This window comes from Laceyella sacchari (assembly GCF_004343255.1).
GTDB lineage: Bacteria > Bacillota > Bacilli > Thermoactinomycetales > Thermoactinomycetaceae > Laceyella > Laceyella sacchari.
Map to the genome: position 1 here is coordinate 959380 of NZ_SMDD01000001.1, position 22102 is coordinate 981481.

Below are 22102 nucleotides of genomic sequence, written 5' to 3' on the forward strand. Positions count from 1 at the left end.
CTGTGAACCTCCCGGGGTTTTTTGCATCATTAACGGTTCACAGATTATATTGGTTTTTGATACAATGAAAATGCTTGAAATGACTGATGTTCACATACTGGTTTAGTTGTAACCAAAGTGGTATTGAAATCGCCCCCCATTGGTTTCCCCACGGGTAGCCCCTCGCGTTTAGTTGTAACCATAGTGGTATTGAAACAAGTCAATGGCATCGCCGTCTTTATATTCGGTTGAAGGTTTAGTTGTAACCATAGTGGTTGTTGAATTGTAATAGCGGGCGTTGAAAAGGAAATTGTACTGATAGACTACTTCGAGTCGAAGTCAATTATAAGGAATCTAAAAAGAAATGAGGGGGATAGATTTAATCAGAGGTCTAAACTATCCTTTAGCATGCTAAAAAGTCTGTGAACCTCCTGGGGTTTTCGCATCATTAACGGTTCACAGACAATTTTGTTTTTTGATATAATGAAAATGCTTGAAATGACTGATGTTCACATACGGGTTTTAGTTGAATCCATAGTGGTATTGAAAGGACAAATCCGGTTTTACTATTTAAACGGCCTTCGAGTTTTAGTTGAATCCATAGTGGTATTGAAAGTGTTGACTCGACGGAGAAGACGGCACTTGAAATCGGTTTTAGTTGAATCCATAGTGGTATTGAAAGAGTGGAACGCGTTGGGGAGTTATTGAAAAAGATCGCGTTTTAGTTGAATCCATAGTGGTATTGAAAGAAAGAGGCTTGGAATTATGTATTGTTCCAGCGTGACACGTTTTAGTTGAATCCATAGTGGTATTGAAAGTCGGGTACATGTAAAACTGCTCGAGTACGTCTTTCATGTTTTAGTTGAATCCATAGTGGTATTGAAAGCTGTCTGGACATTGACCAAAGGGTGATGCCGAGCCGTTTTAGTTGAATCCATAGTGGTATTGAAAGGGCATCAACATCATCGAAAATCATTTCCCGCTTCCGGTTTTAGTTGAATCCATAGTGGTATTGAAAGCTCGCCGCGTCATCATCTTCATCCGCGGCAATTCCCAGTTTTAGTTGAATCCATAGTGGTATTGAAAGGGGAGAAAAGAAAAAACGGGCGAATAGCAAGAAAACCGTTTTAGTTGAATCCATAGTGGTATTGAAAGGGATAAGGTAAAACGTTCTTTAATCCGCGAAGAAATCGTTTTAGTTGAATCCATAGTGGTATTGAAAGGGTATGTGGAGGAGAGTTCGGGTGTGTGGAAAACATGGTTTTAGTTGAATCCATAGTGGTATTGAAAGGTTGATCAAATTGAGGATCAACGGGATAAAATCGCCGAGTTTTAGTTGAATCCATAGTGGTATTGAAAGATCAAACAAAAGTCAAATCGAAGCGAAAAAGCCCTTGGTTTTAGTTGAATCCATAGTGGTATTGAAAGGATCCCATCTAAACTTAGCAATCACTTTTATTTTTTGTTTTAGTTGAATCCATAGTGGTATTGAAAGTTGACCGCCGTTATGGTCGAAGATTTATACAAGGAGTTTTAGTTGAATCCATAGTGGTATTGAAAGAATTCCGTTATCTCTTCAAACAGAGACGGAATATCCGTTTTAGTTGAATCCATACTGGTATTGAAATCCTACCATTTCAGCTAGCTTTGCGGTTTGGCCAAACGGTTTTAGTTGAATCCATAGTGACATTGTTGAAAATCGATGATCATTTAATATACTTTCAGGAGACCGATACATACATAAATAACCAAACGGCATAAATGTAACAAATGGATGTAAGTTCCCTCTCCTTTTTGGCAACAATGCACCCATAAGGGGTGGACAGTCAATGAGGGAACAACATCCAGAGCAGAAAGTGATCGAGCTGGAAGAGGTTATATTAGTCATAAATGGCAGTCCTACACCGGAAGCCTGTAAGGACTTTGTGAAGCTGGTCCAACAGATGAAAGTAGCTCAAAAGAACAGAAATTAAAAGGTTTCATCATACAATCGGGGTGCGCTTTGCATCCCGATTTTTTTGTTATATGATATGTACATAACAATGCACCGAGAGGAGTTCGCAAATGAGCCAAAGCATTTACGATGTGCACAATGTTGCTATTTATCTGCGTAAATCACGTGGCGATGAAGATGTGGACCTTGCTAAGCACAGGGATGAACTGGTGTCGATGTGCGAAAAGAATGGTTGGTCCTATGTTGAATACGCGGAGATCGGTACGGGGGATAGCATCGAAGCTCGACCCAAGATGCAAGAGCTGCTGCAAGATGTTGAGCTAGAGATGTATGATGCTGTGCTGGTTGTTCACTATGACCGGTTGGGCCGTGGTGACAAGGTAGACCAAGCGACGATCGAAAAAACGTTTGCGATTTCAGATACGCTGATTATCACGCCGCAGAAAGTCTACAATCTGAATGATGAGTCAGACATGATGCTGGCTGATTTCCAGGGGATGATTGCACGGCAGGAGTATAAATCAATTGCCAGACGGTTGCGCCAAGGGAAAGCGCGAGCCACCAAGATGGGGAATTGGTGCAATGGAAAACCGCCATTTCCATATATATATGATAGAGAATCGAAGAAGGCGGTTCCTGATCCCAAAAAGTTGGAGATTTATCGCATGATGGTAGATTGGGCGCTCAGCGGTTGGTCCTCCACGGATATTGCGTGGGAGTTGAACAAGCTGACGATCCCTTCTCCTCGTGGAGGATTATGGAGCCCGCAGGTTGTTCGTCGCTTACTGTTAGATGAGGTTCATTTGGGACATATTGTTGTGGGGAAAAAGAAGAAGATTGTCACGACGGGTGCGATCATTACCAAACCCAAGACGGAATGGGTGGTATACAAGAACTGTCATAAGCCCGTAAAGACGGAAATCGAACACAATAAGCTGCAATTTTTGTTTCAAAGGGAAAAAGTAACCCCGCACGCTAGCAGGGCAGGGAAACATGCTTTTTCGGGAATCATCAAGTGCGGTAAATGCGGACACACGTTGCAAATTCAGAAGAGATCAGACAGGCCGTATGATAACTTGAAATCCTGCACCTACCGAGATCATTTTGGAACGCGTTGCACCAATGTGGGCGGAAACATGTCGCAGATCGAGTCGGCTGTTCGCGCTGCGATTGAGCAGAAGAAAGAAGAGTTGGAAGAAGCGATTCGCAAAGGGATTGATCTTGAAGATCGGCGCGTGCTGTATGATTTGTTGGAAAAGAAATTGGCAGAGATCAAGAAGATTGAAAACCGCCTCAGCAATTTGACCGACATGAGAGCGGATGGGGAGATCAGCAAAGAGGAGTACGTGCTGAAGAAAGCGGAATATGAATCGCAATTGCGCCAATGTGAAGAGGATTACCGGGTGATTGAGAAGCAAATTGATCACACGGAACAAGCCAGAAATGAAGATATGTTGGCGACGGTGAAGGATGTCATTCATGTACTGGATCATGAAAAAGACGCCAAGGCATTAAACCGCGCATACAAATCGATTATTCACAACATTATCTGGGAGCGCGATCAAATCGACGAAAAGCCGAAGGTAACGATAAATTTTCTATAGGGGTCTAGTATGTAGAACGGCCATCGTGCCTTGCTGGCTTTTGGCTCGTTTGCAAATTACTTTTGGAACAATCATTATCCCAGTATCCAAAGTGGGTTTTGGATTTGCGGCAGGAGGAAGTGAGTTCAAGGGCGTTGCGGAAGAAGAGAAACGAAGCCGCTCGGGGGAGGAAGACAAGAAAAAAGATCAAGAAGGGAAAGGGAAAGAGCAAGAAGGCGGAAAGTTTCCTTTCGGCGGTGGAAGCGGTGGGGGAATTTCTATCACACCTGTCGGATTCATTGTTGTCGGCGACAAAGGCATCCGCTTGTTGAACATGGACGGAAACACGCATTTGATCGACCGGGTGTTGGACATGGCGCCGGGATTGGTTGAGCAGCTGAAAAATTGGGGCAAAAAGAAATCAAATGGAGGATGCGAATAGGACGAGGGTCTGCTTGACCGAGTTCTTAAAGATCCCGCTCCGGAGGGTGCTAGGCTTTGCGGGAGAAGGTTTTTCTAATGTCGATACGTGTTTATGGAAAACAACGATATGGCGGGAGTGCCGTGTCGTTGTTTTCACATATTCTTGTCCCCTTTGCATATATTGGTACAAACCCAGACGGAGCAATGGGGTGAATAAATGGTGAAGCTAAAACGATGGGGAGCGGTTCTGATCGTTGCGGTATGGGGATGGATGGTGGGAGTGCAACCGGTGGCGGCGCAGGAGACCATCGACATCGCTCCCAGTGCGCAAGCTGCGATCTGTGTCGATGTCACATCTGGCCGGGTTTTATTTGAAAAGAACGCCGACCGAGAAATGTTGATTGCCAGCCTCACGAAAATTATGACGGCGATCGTGGCGATTGAAAATGGAAAGTTGGATGAGTTGGTGACGGTTGGGCCGCGGGCGGTCGGAGTGGAGGGGTCGTCCATTTATCTCAAGTTGGGGGAAAAGATCCCATTGCGAACGTTGTTGTATGGATTAATGCTCCGCTCGGGCAATGACGCGGCAGTTGCCATTGCGGAACACGTGGGCGGTTCAATTGAAGGTTTTGTTTATATGATGAATGAAAAGGCTGAATATTTGGGGTTATCGCACACTCATTTTGTCAACCCCCATGGGCTGGATGCTGAAGGTCATTATTCGTCGGCGCGAGATTTGGCAGTATTGGCCTCATATGCCTTGCAGAATCCTGTCTTTCAAGAAATCGTGAAGACGGAAGTGAAAACTGTCCCATGGCCCGGAGAGAAATGGCATCGTAAATTTTATAACAAGAATAAAATGTTGCGCTTATACAAATGGGCTGATGGTGTAAAAACGGGATTCACCAAAAAAGCCCGCCGCACGTTGGTCTCCTCAGCCACAAAAGACGGGCACCAGTTGGTGACGGTAACGTTGAATGATGGTGATGACTGGCGCGATTCCATGAGCATGCTGGAATATGGTTTTCAGCACTATGATTTGGTGTCGATCTTGCGGAAAGGACAAGTCATTTCCAAAGAAGCACACCTGACGGCGGAGGATAAACGTTTTGATATTATCGCAGGAGCGTCGTTTTCCTATCCGCTGACAGATCAGGAAAAGGGGCAAGTGGTGGTTGAACCGGTCATCAGTTTTCCGCTCAAGATGGTGAAACATAACCATCAGCAGGTGGGAAGTGCCCGGATTTTCCTCAGGGAAGAGCAGATCGGCGCCATACCATTGGTGGTGAAGATGCATCCAGAACGATCCATTTTCCATGAAATGAAAGAATGGATCGGATTGATGGTATGGCAGGGGGCGGAGCGATGATCAACTGGATTTGGTTTTTTATGATCTTAAGCGGCGTGGTTGCCGCAGCGGCCCAAGGCCGGTTCGATCTGGTGACCAATGCGGCGTTGAACGGGGCGAAGGATGCGGTGGCTGTGTGTATCGGTCTGATCAGCATTCTTGTGTTTTGGCTAGGAATGATGCGGATTGCACAAGATGCGGGGTTGTTGGAGAAGTTGGCCCGGCTGATGAGGCCGGTCGCGCGGTTTCTATTTCCTACAGTGCCACCGGAACATCCGGCGATGGGTTACATCTTGTCCAATATGAGCGCCAATTTGTTTGGCTTGGGAAACGCCGCAACTCCGATGGGATTGAAAGCCATGGAGGAGTTGCAGAAGCTGAATCCCGATCCCAAGACGGCGACACCGGCCATGTGCACGTTGCTGGCGTTGAACACTTCCGGCTTGACGCTGATTCCGACAACGATTATTGGTATCCGGCTCAAGTACGGGTCGGTGGAGCCAACGGAGATCATTGGCCCGACGCTGCTTGCCACATTTATAGCCACATCGATGGCCGTGTTGCTGGATCGCTACTACCAGCACCGCACGTTTGACCGTTCAGGCTTGTTGAAGCCGCATTGGAAATGACAGGGGAAAGGGGGAGTGTTTGATGTTTGAAGCGGTTTCGCTCATATCCAAAATCATGTTGCCGGCCTTGCTGGTGTTCATCCCCCTGTACGCTTTGTTCCAACGCGTGCCAATCTATGAAAGCTTTATTGAAGGAGCCAAAGAAGGGTTTCCCACCGCCGTTTCCATTATTCCTCATCTTGTGGGAATGATGGTGGCAGTCGCCATCTTCCGGGATACCGGCGCAATGCAGTTTTATTTGCAGTTCCTCACTCCGGTATTATCATTTTTTCACATTCCCGAGGAAGTGGTGCCAATTGGCATTCTGCGCCCGATCTCGGGTACGGGTTCATTGGCCTTTGTCGAGAGCATCCTTCGCACGCACGGCCCTGACACTTTTTTGGGCAAATTGGCATCCACGATCCAAGGCAGCACCGACACGACACTATACGTTTTGACCGTGTATTTCGGGGCGGTCGGCATTCGTAACTCCCTGTATGCGCTGAAGGTTGGATTGTGGGCGGATTTGATCGGTTTTCTCGCATCATTGGGGATTTGTTCCATCCTATATTTATAATCTCGTCTATTGGCCTGGAACCAGGTCTTTTTTTTGTTCCGGTGCGCACACTTGTGTCCCCCAGCTGAAACGGTTAAGATGACATAGAGGTGAATCATAGTGATTGAACGTCTGCAAAAGGTGCTGGCTCATGCCGGTGTTGCGTCGAGGCGCCACTCCGAGGAGCTGATTAAAGCCGGAAAAGTGAAGGTGAACGGGAAAGTTGTCACCCAATTGGGAGTCAAAGTCGACCCGGCGCGGGACCGAATTGAAGTGAATGGGGCGTTGGTAAAACAGGAACAAAAACGAGTGTTTTTATTTTATAAACCATTGCGTGTCATCACGAGCATGTCCGATCCGCAAGGGCGGCGGGTGGTTGCGGATTATTTCCGCTCCGTACCCGAACGCGTCTATCCGGTGGGGCGGCTGGATTATGATACGGAAGGCCTGTTGTTGTTGACCAATGACGGGGAACTTGCCAACCGTTTGATTCATCCGCGATATGAAGTGGACAAGACATATGTGGCCACCGTGAAGGGTCGACCAAGCCCGGCCGATTTGGAAAAGTTGCGCAAAGGGGTGAAGCTGGAGGATGGTTGGACTGCCCCGGCTAAAGTCCGGATCTTGTCTCAAGACGATATCCAAACCAAATTGCAACTCACCATCAGGGAAGGGCGCAATCGCCAAGTGCGGAGAATGTGCGAAGCAGTTGGCCTTCCGATTACCCATTTGATCCGGACAAAGTTGGCGTTTCTTACGCTTCAGGGATTGAAGCGGGGGGAATACCGCGAGTTAACCCGCCAAGAACTGGATAGATTGCGGCAGTTACTCACATAAAAGGGTTTTCATATAATCTTCAAATTGCAGTACCGTGGTTAAAAAGACAGGCGTTATAATGTAAGTTGGAAGATTGTAGAGTTACAAAGCAAGGGGTTGAAAAACGGGGGGAGAGATAGCCTTGATTGAGAATTCAAAATGTGAATGCGGTCACAATAACCCCGTCGGCACCATATTATGCGAGAGTTGCGGGAAACCGCTTGATGAAGAAACCAAAGGGAAAGAGACCATTGTTCAGGAGATGCGATATGAAGGGAAAGCGCGGCGTTCGCAAACCTTTCAGTCCTCTCCTTTTGATATGGTATGGAACTTTTTCTCTTCGGTTAAAGTGGCCATCATTCTCATCATTATCACATTAATCGCGGCTGGCATCGGGACGATCTTCCCACAAGAGAAGTTTGTTCCATCGAGCGATCCCGCGGCTTATTATGAAAAGCAATACGGGTTGTGGGGCAAATGGTTCCACATCTTTGGCTTTTCCGATATGTACAATTCATGGTGGTTTTTCACGATGGTCTCCTTGATCGGGATTTCGCTGGTGGTATGTAGCCTTGACCGCGTGATCCCATTATACAAAGCTTTGAAAAACCAACAGGTAAGAAAAAGCGTCGATTTTTTGAAGCGGCAACGGATCACTGCCGAAACCGCTCTTACAGCGGAGGAAGCAGATGAGAAGTTGGCGAAGCTGGAGCAAGCGTTACAATCGAAGCGATACCAGGTTAAACGAGAAGGAAACGCTTTGCTTGCGGAAAAAGGGCGCATTAGCCGATGGGGGCCTTATATCAATCACATTGGCTTGATTATTTTCTTATTCGGTGTTTTGTTGCGTTATGTGCCTGGTTGGTACTTGGATGAAACGATGTGGGTGCGCGAAGGGGAAGTAAAAAAAGTCCCTGAATTGCCTTATTATGTTAAAAATGAGGGGTTTGACATCACCTTCTATGATCAAAAAAACGTGCCCAAGTCGAATCAGGATGCAGGGCCTATCGCCCAAAAATATGAAACTCGCGCCGTGCTGTACGAGAAAGAATGGGATACTGGCAAGCTGAAGCCGGTGGCCAAAGGTTCGATTCTCGTCAACCATCCGCTCGCCTATAAAGATCTCCGACTGGTGCAAGCCGACTTTCGCATCGGATTGTTGGATGCGCTCGACTTGAAGTTGGTGGACAAAGAAAGCGGGAAGGCGTTGGGAAAATTCACTGTAGATCTATATGATTTGAAGCCAAATCAAGTTTTTCGGGTGAAGGACAAAGAAGTGGTTTTGCTCGATTACTATCCGGACTTCGCGTTGGAGAATAACCGGCCGATAACCAAGTCTCCCGATCCGAACAAACCGGCGTTTGTCTTTGAAGTGAGAGAAAAAGGACAAGCTAAAGGGGAGCGTTCCTGGGTGATTTCCGGCCAAAACCTCGATGAGTTGACGAAAGAAAATAGGTATGCGATAGACTTGGCGGGCATGAAGATGGTCGATTCAACGGGTCTGATGGTTCGTGTTGACAAGAGCCTGAATGTGATTCTGTTTGGTGGGGTCATCTGCATGATCGGCTTGGTGATGGGCTTCTATTGGCATCATCGCCGAGTGTGGGCGCTTGTGGATGATGGGCGACTCTATATCGGTGCGCACACGAACAAAAACTGGTACAGTTTGGAGCGCGAACTCAAACTGATAGGTGAAATTGACGCACTCCAAGTGAAACGCAACTGAGCATGGGAGGATAGGAAACGATGGAACAGTTGATGGAAAATCTCCTTTTGTGTACCTTTTTCCTTTACCTGTTATCCACTGTCGCCTTTGTGATGGGGACCAACAAAGGATTGGAGAAAGAAAGCCGTAAGAGCCGTATGTGGGGAAACATCGGCATTGGGATGAGCATTGTCGGCGTGGTATTTCAATTCATGTTTATTATCACCCGGGTGTTGATCGGCGGGCACTGGCCGACGAGTAATATGTTTGAGTTTACGGCGTTTTTGTGCTTCACGATCGTCATCGCGTTTATCATTCTTTATTTTATGTACCGCTCGGCGGTATTGGGGGCTTTTGTGATGCCGCTTGCAGTGGTCTTGCTGGCGTATGCTTCGGTGTTCCCGCATGAGGTTCAGCCGCTGATTCCCGCGTTGCAGAGCAACTGGTTGCCGGTGCATGTATCGACTGCTGCGCTTGGCCAAGGGGCGTTCGGGGTTGGCTTTGTGGCCGGTCTGATCTATTTGGTGTTTCAGTTTGGTAGAGAGAAAGAAGGAAAAAATGCCAGATGGTTAGAAATTACTCTGGTGATCGTTTTGATGTTTGTGGGCTTTAGTGCGGTGAATATGGCATTTAAAACCATGAACTATGAAGCGAAATTTTCACATATCGTCGACGGGCAACCGGCCGTGCAGGAGTACTCCTTGCCGCCTTTGGTTGCGCCGCATGACAGTGAAGTGATCAGCATCGATCGTTTTGCGGGCTTGGGCCAACCGCTGATGGAAGCGCCGAGTTGGATGAAAGGGAAAGATGCTGCATCACAACTCAATTCTGTCTTGTGGGGTGTCATCAGCGGAGCGATTCTGTACGGGTTGATCCGGCTTATTTCCAAGAAGCCGCTTCGAGAAATTCTCCACCCCATGGTGAGCCGGGTAAATCCCGATCTGGTAGAGGAAATCAGCTATCGCGCTATTGCTATCGGCTTTCCGATCTTCACGCTGGGCGCACTGATTTTTGCCATGATTTGGGCGCATGAGGCTTGGGGCCGTTTTTGGGGATGGGATCCGAAAGAAGTGTGGGCGCTCATTACCTGGTTGTTCTACAGCGCTTATCTCCATCTCCGCCTGTCGCGCGGATGGCATGGCGCCAAGTCGGCTTGGCTGGCAGTTGGCGGTTTTGTCATAATCATGATTAACCTAATTGTGATTAATTTGGTCATCTCAGGTTTACATTCTTACGCATAAGTTTAACAGCCGGGGTGAAAGTGCAATGGAAAAACAATATCACATTCTTGTAGTTGATGATGAAGATCGTATCCGTCGTCTGCTCCGCATGTATCTGGAGCGGGAAGGTTATTTGATCGATGAGGCGGAAAACGGCGAAATCGCTTTGGAAATGGCGTTTTCTACAGATTATGATTTGATTTTGCTCGACTTGATGTTACCGGGGATGGATGGGTTGGATGTATGCGGGGAGATTCGCAAAAAGAAGGCAACCCCCATTATTATGCTGACAGCGAGAGGAGAAGAGGCCAATCGTGTGGAAGGATTTGAGGCAGGAACCGACGATTATGTGGTGAAGCCATTCAGCCCGCGCGAGTTGGTTCATCGGGTGAAGGCGGTGCTGAGACGGGCTTCGGCCACCGCTTTCCTCACTACGGATACGGAGACGCACAATGTACTCGTATTCCCCGAGCTGACCATCGACCACGATGCGCATGAGGTGAAAGCAGGGGGCAAAAAAATTCAACTTACGCCCAAAGAATACGAGCTGCTGTACTACTTGGCCAAATCCCCAGACAAAGTGTTCACACGGGAACAATTGCTCCGCGATGTGTGGCATTATGAATTTTTTGGGGATTTGAGAACGGTTGACACGCATGTGAAACGTTTGCGCGAGAAACTCAACCGTGCTTCCTCCAGAGCCGCTAAGATGATCACCACTGTTTGGGGAGTCGGTTATAAGTTAGAGGTGCCGAAAGAGTGATCTTAAGAAGTGTTGTCGGTAAATTATGGTTGACTATTATTATTCTCGTCACGTTGATCTTGGTGTTGTTGAGCCTGTTTTTGAGCGAACAAATCGAGAACAGCTATGTCGAAGGGCAAAGACAAAGTTTGGAGAAGTTGGCGACGCGTATTCAAACCCAATTGAAAGAGGCCGGCCCCAACCAGACCCAATATCTCAACAATGTGCTGATGGGGGCGTCCGAATTCGGTACATACTTGGTGGTGTTGGACGCGAGTGGCTCTGTTAGCCCCATTGGGGTTTCGCCGCACGTGCCCAACGTGCAGTGGCGGGAGATATTGACGGATGAAGAGTTAAAGAAGGTCTTAAAGGGTCAGTCAATTACCATGCGGGGGAAGGTGCGATTGCAAACCAACCCCCGTCCGGGAAATCCATTGTTAAAGAACGATATTTTGCTGGTGGCGGTGCCTTATATCAAGGATAAAAAGCCATCGGGCGCCATCGTGTTGTATCAAGTGCAGGATCAATTGAGCGAATCCGATATTAAACGGTGGATTTTCTACACGTTCCTGATCGGCATCGTCTTGACGACGATTTTCGCCTTCTTCTTGTCCTCGCGCATTTCGCAACCTTTGATCCAGATGAAGCGCGCGGTGGAGAAAATGGCCCGTGGGGAATTTTCGACACGGGTGCCGGTGCGCTACCACGAACGGGATGAAATCGCCGAGCTGGCTATGACTTTCAACCGCTTGGCCTCACAGCTGGAAGACACAATTCACCAGTTGTCGCAGGAGAAGGAGCAGTTGGCAAGCATTTTGCGAAGCATGTCCGATGGTGTGCTGACCATCAACAAGTTTGGCAAAATCATCATGACCAATCCCATCGGCGAAGGCTTTTTGTCGTTGTGGAGAGGAGAAGTGAAGAAAAATGCTCTGCCCCCTTCTTTACAAGCGCTCTTTAATAAGGTGATCGAGGATACGCAAGAACATACGGAGGACATCTCGGAACATGGGCGCACGTGGGTTGTCATGATGTCGCCACTGTATGCGGGCGATCAAGTGCGCGGAGTGGTGGCCGTGTTGCGGGATGTTACGGAAGAACGGCGCTTGGACAAGTTGCGCAAGGACTTCGTTGCCAATGTGTCGCATGAATTGAGAACGCCTTTGGCGATGTTGCAAGGCTACAGTGAAGCTTTGCTCGACGATATAGCGGAAACGCCGGAAGAGCGGAGAGAGATTGCACAAGTGATCAACGAGGAATCGCAACGGATGGGGCGCTTGGTGCGCGAACTGCTGGATTTGGCCCGCATGGAGGCGGGTCACATTCAAGTGGAGCCGGCCGAGAAGCCATTGGACAAATTCGTGCAACGGGTCATCCGCAAATTCCAAAATCTTGCGCGAGAACAAGAAGTCCGTTTGGAAGCGGATTTGGCCGACCATTTGCCGACGGTGTTTTGGGATGAAGACAAGATTGAGCAAGTGTTGACCAATCTGGTGGACAATGCGATCCGCCATACACCCACGGGCGGGTCTGTGACAGTTCATGTGTATCAGAAAGGAGAACGCATCTTTCTGGAAGTGGAAGACACAGGCTCGGGTATTCCCGAAGAGGATGTACCCTTCGTCTTTGAACGTTTTTATAAAGCGGACAAAGCACGAACCAGAGGAAAGTCCGGTGGAACAGGCTTGGGCCTGTCCATTGTGAAGCATCTGGTCACTGCCCACGGAGGCACCGTGTCGGTGAAGAGCCAACTGGGCGTAGGCACCGTCTTTATCGTAGAGTTGCCTGTACGTGTGGCTGATGAAGTGTTGTACGCATAAAAAGAAAAAGACCGTTACCCTAAGTGGGGTGACGGTCTTTTATTATTGCCCGCTACGCGTATTTTCCTGATTGGGTTGTAGCCTTTTACTTGGCGGGTACCAGCGGACGCATGATGATGGTATTGTAGATGACTCCCTTGGGTGCAGACACGATGGTCCAGACCGCTTCAGCGACTTGCTCCGCTTCCATCGCGTAGTCTTTTTGCCGACCGAATTCGGTCTTGATAGAGCCGGGGCACAAAGCGGAGACTTTCACATGGTGCGGTTTCAATTCTTGGGTCAACGCGTCGGTCAACGCCATCAATCCGAACTTGGATGCACAGTACCCGCCCCCGCGAGCAAAAGCTTCCGTCCCGGCTACACTGGAGATGTTGACGATATGTCCCTCCGTCGCCTTGAGGTGGGGAATCGCATATTTGCAAGTGAGGAAGGCTCCTTTGAGATTAACATTCATCATTTCATCCCATTGTGACTCGGTGAGTTCGTCAACGGGGGCGAAGTGGCCGAGGCCGGCATTGTTGATCAGCACATCCAACCGACCAAAACGTTGGATCGCGAATTGCACTAAGTCTTGCACTTGTTGACTGTTCGTGACGTCACAGGCAAATGGGTGAATCCGCTCAGGATGGGTTTCTGCCACTGCTTCCAGCTTGGCTTGGCTTCGGGCGCTGGCGATGACTGTCGCCCCGCCCAAGGCCAACCGTTTGGTGATGGCTTCTCCCAATCCTTTGCTGGCTCCGGTGACAATAGCAACTTTTCCGTTCAGTTCCATGGTTGGCAGTCCTCCTTGATGCCGTGACGGATCGCGTCCGGTCACGAATGAACAAACTATTGCTAGTTTATCCCATACACCAGTAGCGGACAAGAGAGGCTTACAGGTCGATTTCCATTACCGATTGGATCTCATCCATTTGTTTCAAAGCGTTCATCAAGTCGTGAGGGATCGCTTTGTCAATGCGGAGGATCATGATCGCCTGTCCTCCTGCTTGCTTTCGACCGACCTGCATGGTGGCGATGTTGATGTCCCGGCTGCCCAGCAATGTGCCAACTCGGCCGATGGCGCCCGGTTGATCCCGATGCTGGATGAACAGCAGATGCCCCTTGGGGGCAACATCCACCGGGAATTGGTCGATTTTGATGATGCGTGGCCCAAAACCGTTGAGCAAGGTGCCACTGACTTGATGCTGGTTTTTGTCCGTTTTGACTTCAATGTTTAGCCATTGAGTGAAGCCATGGCTGTGTCCCGATTTCTGTTCCAGCACATGTATGCCACGCTGTTTGGCCAAGTGGGGGGCGTTCACAAAGTTGATATCTGCTAGATGGTGTGAAAGGACTGCTTTCAGCATCATCCGCGTAAGGGGAGCCACGTCCCCTTCAGCCAGTTCCCCAGCGTACGTTATGGTGATTTCTTTGATCGCCTCGGTGGTCATTTGGCCCACGAAATGCCCCAGCTTTTCGACCAACTCATGGTAAGGAGCCAGTTTTTGTTGTAATTCCGCCGGGATGGAAGGGAGATTGACCGCATTTTTAAACGGCTCGCCACGCAGGATATGAAGCACTTCTTCGGACACATCCACCGCCACATTTTCCTGCGCTTCAATGGTGGAAGCACCCAAATGCGGCGTACATATCACCTGCGGCAAAGTAAACAACGGGTGATTGCCTGGCGGTTCAACTTCAAACACATCAAGAGCGGCCCCGGCGACTTTGCCGGAAACAATGGCGTCATAAAGAGCGGCTTCGTCGATGATGCCACCACGGGCGCAGTTGAGGATGCGGACGCCGTCTTTCATTTTGTCGAACACCTCATGGTTGATCATATGGCGTGTTTCTTTGGTAAGCGGGGTGTGCACGGTGATAAAATCACCAGCGGCAATTGCTTCGTTGAAAGATGCTTTTTGTACGCCAAATTTTTGCGCCCGCTCTTCAGTCAGATAAGGGTCGAAGGCGATTACGTTCATGCGAAACGCTTTGGCCCGCTTGGCCAATTCCGAACCGATTCGCCCAAAGCCGATGATGCTCAACGTTTTTTGGTTCAACTCCACTCCGACAAAAGCTTTTCGGTTCCATTCCCCGTTTATCACGGTACGGTGAGCCTGCGGAATGTTGCGAGCCAAGGAGATGAGCATGGCAAAAGTGTGTTCTGCGGTGGAGATCGTGTTGCCGTCGGGGGCGTTGACGACGATCACCCCTTTTCTAGTGGCTGCGGGGATATCAATGTTGTCAACACCAACGCCGGCGCGGGCGATCACTTTCAATCGGTTCCCTTGATTGATCACTTCTTCGGTCACTTTGGTCTGACTTCGTACCAATAGAGCATCAGCAGTGGCGATTTCTGACAACAATGCCTCGCCTGTCAAGCCGATTTTTCGCACCACTTCGACGTCTTCGGCCCGCAACAGTTTGTCAATGCCCTGATCGCTCAACGGGTCGGTAATCAATACTTTATACATGCAACATCACCTCTTGTGCTGCTTTGACGCCAGTTCCCAATTCTACAGGTACGCCCATTTTAAAACATGCCATCTCCAACACGCCCAAGACAGTAAGCACGTCTAGCTCATCGCAGTAACCCATGTGGCCGATTCTGGCAATTTGGCCTTTCAGATGTTGTTGGCCGCCAGCGATGGTGACGTTCATTTCGCTCATATGTTTGCGCAAGGACTCTGTATCCCATGCCGTTTGCCGTCCGTCGATGGCGGTGACCGTCGGGGAAGCGTCATCGTCGGAAGTGAGTAACGGCAATCCTAGTGCCCTAAGCCCCGCGCGGGTCATGCGCATTAAGCGTTGATGACGTGCAAAGACGTTTTCCCATCCTTCTTCTTCCAGCATGAGCAATGCTTCCTTCAAGCCGTACAACAGAGATACGGCCGGGGTGTATGGAGCGGAATGTTGTTCCATGCTTCGCTTGTACGCAGTGAGGTCGAGATAAAAACGGGGCTGTGTTTGCTGTTCAATGCGTTTCCACGCCCGCTCGCTCACTGCGACCATAGCGAGACCGGGTGGAAGCATTAACGCTTTTTGGGAACCGGTCACCATGATATCCACCTGCCAGTCATCCATGTGGCAGGGTACTGCGCCCAGACAGCTGACACCGTCGACGATGACCAACGCGTCAGAATGCTCGCGGACCACTTTGGCCAGGTCGGCAATAGGATTGAGCACGGCGGTGGAAGTTTCGCAATAAGTGAGGAATACTGCCTTGGCCCGGGGATGTTCTTGCACGAAGGCAGCCAACTGCTCAGGTGAACAAGAGGTTCCCCACGGGACATCCAATCGATGCAAGGCAATTCCGTATCGTTCCACTATTTTGGCGAAACGATCTCCGAAAGCCCCTGTCACCACAACAATCGCTTCATCCCCCGGTTGTACCGCATTGGTTACGGCTGCTTCCAAAGCGGAGGTGCCGCTTCCTGTCAAAATGAGCGGGGTATGGGTTGTGCCAAACAGAGTGCGCAACGATGTCGCACATTCCTGCAACAATCGAGAGGCCGCCTGTCCGCGGTGCCCGATCATCGGCTGGGACATCGCTTGTTGGATCCGAAGTGGGATCGGGGTTGGTCCGGGAATTCGTAAATGGGCTTTATCTTGCCAATTCATCTTGTATTTCCTCCTTCGTCTTATATAAAAAACCCCACGCCTACTCCACCCATTTGTTTGGGCAGAGGGACGTGGGGTACGTGGTGCCACCCTCATTCGCTGTCGGCTCGCGCTGACAGCCTTGGCGAGTCGATGGGCATGATCTGCCATATCGACTCTAGTGGATAACGGGTCAACCGTGCTGATCTACTTCTTAGCGGTTCAATCAGCCACTCGGGAGTGCTCCACATCAGGCAAACTGCCGATTCACAGCAACCATCGGCTCTCTGAGAGTTCACCATTGATGCTTGGCTCCTTCATCGTGTTGCTAATCTAAATTTGATACCTAATTTAGCATGTTGAATCAGTAGTGTCAACTGTGAAGAGTAAAAAAATTTTTTGCTGGGTTAAGCGTGTCGGCAGATTTGTGATAAGATATAACCTAATCGAAATGGGCGTGAACATCAAGGAAAGGAGGACGCGAGTTGCTGCAAGTGTCGGGAATGGAGATGTTGTTAAGTGGGTTGAATGACGACCAGCGGAAGGCGGTGACCGCGCCGATCGGCCCCACAGCCGTGTTTGCCGGTCCAGGTAGTGGGAAGACGACGGTGCTGACCCGGCGCGTGCTGTATTTGTTGGAACAGGGCATCCCGGCGAACCAGTTGATGTTGGTCACATTTACCCGGGCCGCCGCGCGGGAGATGCGGGAGCGATTGGAACAAGTGATGCCTACTCGCACCCGGGAGTTGGCTGTTGGCACTTTTCATTCGTTGTTTTTGCAGATGTTGCGCGAGAGCGGTTGCAACGTTCCTCCTCTTATGGGACAAGCCGAACAAACCGCTGTGATGCGGGACTTGTTAGCGGAGCGGGAATTACCGACCGATGAAGAGACGGTGTCCACTTATCTAAACCAAATCGGGCTGTGCAAAAACAACGGGATTTTGCCGGCACGGTTGCGAGTCGAGAAACAGAAGAATATTCTCTTCCGGGATTTGTATACGGCATATGAAAGCATGAAATCGGAACGCGGGATGTGGGATTATGATGACATTCTTTTGGCTGTGCATGCATGTTGTCGGCAATCGGAATGGCTCTCCTACTGGCAAACGAAGTTCCAACATATACTGGTGGACGAGTTTCAGGATATCAACCGGGTGCAGTACGAGATCTTGGTGAAATTGGCGGCGAAACACCGCCATTTGTTTGTGGTAGGGGACGACGATCAATCCATCTACGGATTCCGCGGAAGCGACCCAAAATATATGCTTGAACTAAACAAAGATTTCCCCGAGCTAACGCGGATCATTCTGTCTGTCAATTACCGTTCTACCGAAGAATTGATTCAAGCAAGTGAACAATTGATTCGCCACAACCGCCGCCGGCAGCGGAAACCGCGGGCGGGAACCGGGGTGAGGGGGCCAGATGTGAAGTGGATGGAGCCGCTTGATGAGGAAGAGGAGGCAGAACAGATCTTGACCCACCTGACTGATGGGATGGAAACAGCCATTCTCTACCGTACATCGACTCAGGCCCGCGCGGTAGTGGATGCCCTGGTGCGCAAAAGGATTCCCTTTATGGTCGCGTCGGGGGAGAGTTCGTTTTATCGGCGGTGGCAAGTTCAAGACGTGTTCGCCTACTTAAATTTGGCTTGGAATTCACAGGACTTGGACGCGCTGGTACGGATTATCAATAAGCCTAAACGCTATCTTTACAATGAGGATTGGATTGACGCTTGTTGGGCAAGGGCGAAAAAACATGGGGGATCATTGTTGGCGGCGTTGCCCGGCTTGGATGGATTGGAAGCTTACCAAGTCCGGTATTTGAGTGAGTTGCGGGATCAAGTACCGCGCTTGACGGAGATGAACGCGGAGGAGGCTGTGGCTTATATTCGCGAACGCATCGGTTATGACCGTTATCTGGAAGCGTTTGCTAAGGAAACGGGGAGTGATCAATCCAGCCTGTTTGAACCTTTGGATGAGTTGGCCTTGGCGGCTCGCCATTTCGCGAATGGACAAGAGCTCCTGGCCCATGCGCAAGAAGTTGAGCGGCAATTGCGCCATTCTGATGCGACCGCTCCTGTCAAACTGATGACCCTTCACCGTTCAAAAGGATTGGAATTTGACCGTGTCTATATCATCGGGTTACATGCGATGGTACTTCCACATCACCGAAGCCTACAGGTATCGGAACAACGGAAAGCGGCCGCGTGGGAAGAGGAGCGGCGCCTTTTGTATGTGGGGATGACTCGGGCTAAAACGGAATGCTGGCTTTCTGTCAGCCAAACCAGGCAAGGCAAAAGAGTGGCGCCATCCCCGTTTGCTAAGGAATTGGGGCATGGGGGAGAGCCCACGAGTGCCCCGCTTGAACGCAAGCGAGAGTTGGAGCGAACGGCTCGAGTGTTTACGTCTGCCCGCGCAACGAGCAAAGCCCAGCCCCAACTCCGCTTTGCAAGTGAAGAAGTGGCCCCGGGGATGTCAGTGAACCACATTCGCTTCGGTGTGGGCAGCATTGTGGAAGTGACACCGCTTGCCGGAGTGGCGCCGGGACGAAAAATTCTGGTACGCTTCCCAGGCCAAACGCAATCCCTCCACTATGAGCTGTCACGCCAATTAGGCCTGTTGTCCTGCCCGGAATGAACAAAAAACCCCTTGCTTCACGAAAACCGCAAAGCAAGGGGGTGGCTGATTATTTATTTTGTTGGTAACGGTCGAGGCATTGTTGGTAGAGTTCAGCGGCGAATGCAGCGTCTTTCCAGCCGATGATGTTGGTTTCTTTGTTTTCCAAGTCTTTGTAGACGCGGAAGAAGTGTTCGATTTCTTTCAGGACGTGCGGAGCCACATCATCCAAGCTGTTTACGCCATTGAAACGTGGGTCATCCACAGGCACGGCCAATACTTTTTCGTCTGGACCTTTGTCGTCGGACATGAGCAGCACGCCGATCACCCGGCTGGAGATTACGCAACCAGGGAAGGTTGGGAAGCTGGTCAGGACAAGGATGTCCAATGGATCTCCATCTTCAGCCAAGGTGTTTTCGAGGTAACCGTATTCGGTTGGATAATGCATGGGGGAGTAAAGCACCCGGTCAAGACGGAATACGCCTTTCTCTTTGTCAAATTCGTATTTGTTTTGGCTTCCAGTAGGGATCTCAATAAAAGCATCCACAATCAGTTGGTTAGACATGAGCTTTCCTCCTCTTTATGTACAATGAAGCTGTAAATCACTCAACCATCATTTTAGTCGGTTTTGAATAAAGAAGCAAATGAAAAGACACTGTGAAACAATAAATCAATAAAGGAGCGCAGTTATGAAAAACGATCAAAGCAAGTATCACATCTCACCTGGTGTGTTTGCACAGAAATACTTGAATGGAGAGTTGGGGGCGCACCACATTGAAGTGATCGACGTGCGCGAACCCGCAGAATGGGAAATGGTTCATTTGGAGCATTGCAAACTCATGCCACTTGGCTCGTTGCCGGAGCGGTTAACGGAGATCGATCCGAACAAAACAATTTACCTCTTGTGCGCTCATGGAGTTCGCAGTTTACACGCCGCCAATTTTTTATTGCAGCAAGGTTACGCGGATGTGGTAAATGTGGACGGCGGTTTAGCGGAAGTGTTGCTTTATTTGGAGCAGGAAGAAGAATAACAGCAGCATAGAACGGACATAATTCCTTCTGAAAATATAATAAATAAATTCTTATATAATAATAAGTTTTTAATAATGATTGACAATTCATGTTGCCTCTTCTTCTATTTCGCTTTTGAAGAAGGGGTTTTTATTTAAATAGCGAATTTAAATTTTTCAGTACGATCATCACCATAGAGAGGAAGTGCATCAGTGAATAAGATTCGACTTTTTGTGATGACAGCTCTTTTCGCTTTGCTGTCTGCGGTGAGCCTCCAGTTGACGGCACCGGATCAAGCAAAGGCGTACGGCGCTTATGTGCCCGAAATCAAGCAAGATTACAGCAACTGGTGTTGGGCGGCAAGCGGTGCCGCAGTTTCGCAATATAAAGGCAAGAATGTTTCGCAATACAATTTCGCTTATGCGGTCAAAGGTGGGTACTACAATAACCCGGCCACCAGCAGTGAGATTCAAAGAGGGTTGTCCACCTACGGCTTAAGATCCAGATGGACCAACTACTATGGCAATTGGTACTACCCCAACTATTCATTTATCCAATCGCAAATCAACAACGGCAGACCGATGATTCCCCTGATCTGGTGGACAAATGGAGCTACCATTGGACATTTTGTTGTTTTGGATGGCTACTTCACCTCAAATAATAACAACTATGTCGAATATATGGACCCCTGGTATGGAGACCATTACTACATGACTTATCAAGCCTTTAAGAGTAACAACAATTTTTATTGGCGAGAGCTTATTTATGACATTGGTTACTGATGACAACCATCGAGGAGGAGATTTCACATGCTTAAAAGCTTAAAAATCATCATTCCCGCAGTGGCCATCGTCGCCACCGTCGGCTTGGTCGGATTTATCGGCAACGGCTTCGCTTCAGACCAGCCTGAAAAGACAGCTTTTCAAGATTACTTAACAGCAGTTTCACAAAAATCCCCGAAACAGGGCAAATCATTAATGCCTCAAAATGTAACTCCTGTGGAAGGACTCCAACTCTCTTCTTTCTCCATTCCGATTTTCCGCACACCCGATGCCAACGTAATCAAATCATATAAAGGAACCAGCCTGATTGGCATGTTGCAACCAACCAAAGAGAAACTCTGGTTCATGATGAAAGGTGAGCAACCCGAAGGCTTAGTTGTCGCCGATGATGTCCAACCGATCAAAATGGGCGGGAAAAACCGCAGCAAAGATTTGATGAACATGTACAAAGTTGCGAAAAAAGCGGTGAAAAAAGAGAACCAAATCCGTTACTTTGAATTTGTAGGACAAGGCGTCTTCGTCGCTAAAACCAGCAAGGGTGAACAGGTTTATCTGAGCCAAGGCGCCGCGCAAATATTAAACCTGCCCGCTGGCAAGCAGCTTGCTTCCACCGATGTGATCACCAAGATGAAAGAGTTGCTAAAGTAAGCGTTGACGAGTCATAAAAACGGCTGAGAAGCCCGTAGTAAAACTGCAGTTTGGGTTTTAGGGCGAGTCTGATGCAAAATAGACAGCGCTCCAAGTGTACTTTAACAACCTTAGCTCGGTATTGTACCGGGCTAAGGTTCTTTTATGGAGATGTTGAAGGTCATAGATAGGATTGAGAGTGAATGGTGGGGAATGAATAACTGAGTTGACGAAGATAATGATAGTCATTATCATTATAAGGTGGGCATGTTTATAGGTCGCAATTGAGCGGCGTATGTGCGAAAAAGAACAAGCCACCTGGCATGAGGTGGCTCATCGTTGTTCTGGTATGTAAGCGATCTGGATTGACCGCTTGTTGACAGCACGTGGTGCGTGAGTGAAGCCAAACCGCTTGCTTACATGCACCGTGTGAACAACATGTTTTTTGACAAATTACTCTTCTACTTTAATGGAGTCGGTCGGGCATCCTTCTTGTGCATCGCGAACATCATCATGAAGTTCTTCTGGTACGTCTGCCGTTCCGGTGTTGTCATCGAGGATCACATATGCGATGCCATCCTCATCGTAATCGTAAACATCCGGAGCGGTTGCGCCACAAGCTCCACATGCGATACAAGTATCTTTATCTACCCATGTGCGCATAGTGAAAATCTCCTCCCGTGTATATATCCCAATAATGAGTTAAGTCCACTTCCACCCCTCATTGTAGACGG

20 protein-coding genes, 1 CRISPR repeat array and 1 other annotated feature are annotated in these 22102 nt (G+C 49.0%); of the genes, 15 read left to right on the forward strand and 5 right to left on the reverse strand.

The window, feature by feature from the left end; all coding sequences use genetic code 11:
- Positions 1-498: 498 nt before the first annotated feature.
- Positions 499-1675: a CRISPR direct-repeat array (repeat unit 31 nt; unit sequence GTTTTAGTTGAATCCATAGTGGTATTGAAAG).
- Positions 1676-1808: 133 nt separating this feature from the next.
- The 11 genes from EDC32_RS16255 (at position 1809) to EDC32_RS04685 (ending at position 12754) form a co-directional block, all read left to right on the forward strand.
- Positions 1809-1952 (forward strand): hypothetical protein, encoded by a 144-nt coding sequence (locus EDC32_RS16255; protein ID WP_022738397.1) that lies wholly within the window; start codon positions 1809-1811, stop codon positions 1950-1952.
- A 91-nt stretch (positions 1953-2043) separates the two neighbouring features.
- Positions 2044-3537 carry a recombinase family protein gene (locus EDC32_RS04640; RefSeq protein WP_132220174.1) on the forward strand — a complete coding sequence of 498 codons (1494 nt, stop codon included), beginning with the start codon at positions 2044-2046 and terminating at the stop codon, positions 3535-3537.
- 25 nt (positions 3538-3562) lie between these two features.
- A complete protein-coding gene (locus tag EDC32_RS04645; RefSeq protein ID WP_022738399.1) occupies positions 3563-3958 on the forward strand; it encodes a spore germination protein GerW family protein in 396 nt (131 codons plus the stop codon).
- Between the two features lie 198 nt (positions 3959-4156).
- On the forward strand, positions 4157-5308 hold the full coding sequence (locus EDC32_RS04650; protein ID WP_132220175.1) for a D-alanyl-D-alanine carboxypeptidase family protein: 1152 nt from the start codon (positions 4157-4159) through the stop codon (positions 5306-5308).
- Complete coding sequence (locus EDC32_RS04655; protein ID WP_132220176.1) at positions 5305-5916, forward strand: nucleoside recognition domain-containing protein; 612 nt, start codon at positions 5305-5307, stop codon at positions 5914-5916. Before EDC32_RS04650 ends, EDC32_RS04655 begins: the two co-directional genes overlap by 4 nt.
- A gap of 22 nt (positions 5917-5938) precedes the next feature.
- Entirely contained in the window at positions 5939-6472 is a 534-nt protein-coding gene (locus EDC32_RS04660; protein ID WP_022738403.1) for a spore maturation protein, read from the forward strand.
- A 102-nt stretch (positions 6473-6574) separates the two neighbouring features.
- Entirely contained in the window at positions 6575-7288 is a 714-nt protein-coding gene (locus EDC32_RS04665; RefSeq protein ID WP_132220963.1) for a pseudouridine synthase, read from the forward strand.
- Positions 7289-7409: 121 nt separating this feature from the next.
- Positions 7410-8993, forward strand: a complete 1584-nt coding sequence (resB, locus tag EDC32_RS04670; protein WP_132220177.1) for a cytochrome c biogenesis protein ResB — start codon at positions 7410-7412, stop codon at positions 8991-8993.
- Positions 8994-9013: 20 nt separating this feature from the next.
- Complete coding sequence (ccsB, locus tag EDC32_RS04675; RefSeq protein WP_132220178.1) at positions 9014-10213, forward strand: c-type cytochrome biogenesis protein CcsB; 1200 nt, start codon at positions 9014-9016, stop codon at positions 10211-10213.
- A gap of 25 nt (positions 10214-10238) precedes the next feature.
- Positions 10239-10955: a response regulator transcription factor gene (locus EDC32_RS04680; RefSeq protein ID WP_022738409.1), complete on the forward strand. Its 717-nt coding sequence runs from the start codon at positions 10239-10241 to the stop codon at positions 10953-10955.
- A complete protein-coding gene (locus EDC32_RS04685; protein ID WP_132220179.1) occupies positions 10952-12754 on the forward strand; it encodes an ATP-binding protein in 1803 nt (600 codons plus the stop codon). The genes EDC32_RS04680 and EDC32_RS04685 overlap by 4 nt, the downstream gene beginning before the upstream one ends.
- Before the next feature lie 85 nt (positions 12755-12839).
- On the opposite strand, the gene EDC32_RS04690 is transcribed toward EDC32_RS04685, so the two are convergent.
- The 3 genes from EDC32_RS04690 to EDC32_RS04700 form a co-directional block, all read right to left on the reverse strand.
- Positions 12840-13526: an SDR family oxidoreductase gene (locus EDC32_RS04690; protein ID WP_132220180.1), complete on the reverse strand. Its 687-nt coding sequence runs from the start codon at positions 13524-13526 to the stop codon at positions 12840-12842.
- Positions 13527-13626: 100 nt separating this feature from the next.
- The gene (serA, locus tag EDC32_RS04695; protein ID WP_132220181.1) at positions 13627-15207 is read right to left on the reverse strand and encodes a phosphoglycerate dehydrogenase; all 1581 of its coding nucleotides are present in this window, start codon (positions 15205-15207) and stop codon (positions 13627-13629) included.
- On the reverse strand, positions 15200-16354 hold the full coding sequence (locus tag EDC32_RS04700; protein WP_132220182.1) for a pyridoxal-phosphate-dependent aminotransferase family protein: 1155 nt from the start codon (positions 16352-16354) through the stop codon (positions 15200-15202). The genes serA and EDC32_RS04700 overlap by 8 nt, the downstream gene beginning before the upstream one ends.
- Positions 16355-16416: 62 nt before the next feature.
- Positions 16417-16663: a binding site (T-box leader), on the reverse strand.
- A 164-nt stretch (positions 16664-16827) separates the two neighbouring features.
- Between EDC32_RS04700 and EDC32_RS04710 the strand changes: the two genes are divergently transcribed.
- Positions 16828-18969, forward strand: a complete 2142-nt coding sequence (locus tag EDC32_RS04710; protein ID WP_246026881.1) for an ATP-dependent helicase — start codon at positions 16828-16830, stop codon at positions 18967-18969.
- A gap of 49 nt (positions 18970-19018) precedes the next feature.
- Here EDC32_RS04710 and EDC32_RS04715 read toward each other — a convergent pair whose 3' ends face one another.
- The gene (locus EDC32_RS04715) at positions 19019-19513 is read right to left on the reverse strand and encodes an inorganic diphosphatase (protein WP_022738417.1); all 495 of its coding nucleotides are present in this window, start codon (positions 19511-19513) and stop codon (positions 19019-19021) included.
- Between the two features lie 124 nt (positions 19514-19637).
- On the opposite strand from EDC32_RS04715, the gene EDC32_RS04720 reads away from it, so the two are divergent.
- The 3 genes from EDC32_RS04720 (at position 19638) to EDC32_RS04730 (ending at position 21389) form a co-directional block, all read left to right on the forward strand.
- A complete protein-coding gene (locus tag EDC32_RS04720) occupies positions 19638-19979 on the forward strand; it encodes a rhodanese-like domain-containing protein (protein ID WP_132220185.1) in 342 nt (113 codons plus the stop codon).
- Positions 19980-20171: 192 nt separating this feature from the next.
- Positions 20172-20741, forward strand: a complete 570-nt coding sequence (locus EDC32_RS04725; RefSeq protein WP_054096506.1) for a C39 family peptidase — start codon at positions 20172-20174, stop codon at positions 20739-20741.
- A gap of 27 nt (positions 20742-20768) precedes the next feature.
- On the forward strand, positions 20769-21389 hold the full coding sequence (locus EDC32_RS04730; RefSeq protein WP_022738421.1) for a hypothetical protein: 621 nt from the start codon (positions 20769-20771) through the stop codon (positions 21387-21389).
- Positions 21390-21821: 432 nt separating this feature from the next.
- On the opposite strand, the gene EDC32_RS04735 is transcribed toward EDC32_RS04730, so the two are convergent.
- Positions 21822-22031, reverse strand: a complete 210-nt coding sequence (locus EDC32_RS04735) for a ferredoxin (protein WP_022738423.1) — start codon at positions 22029-22031, stop codon at positions 21822-21824.
- Positions 22032-22102 lie beyond the last annotated feature (71 nt).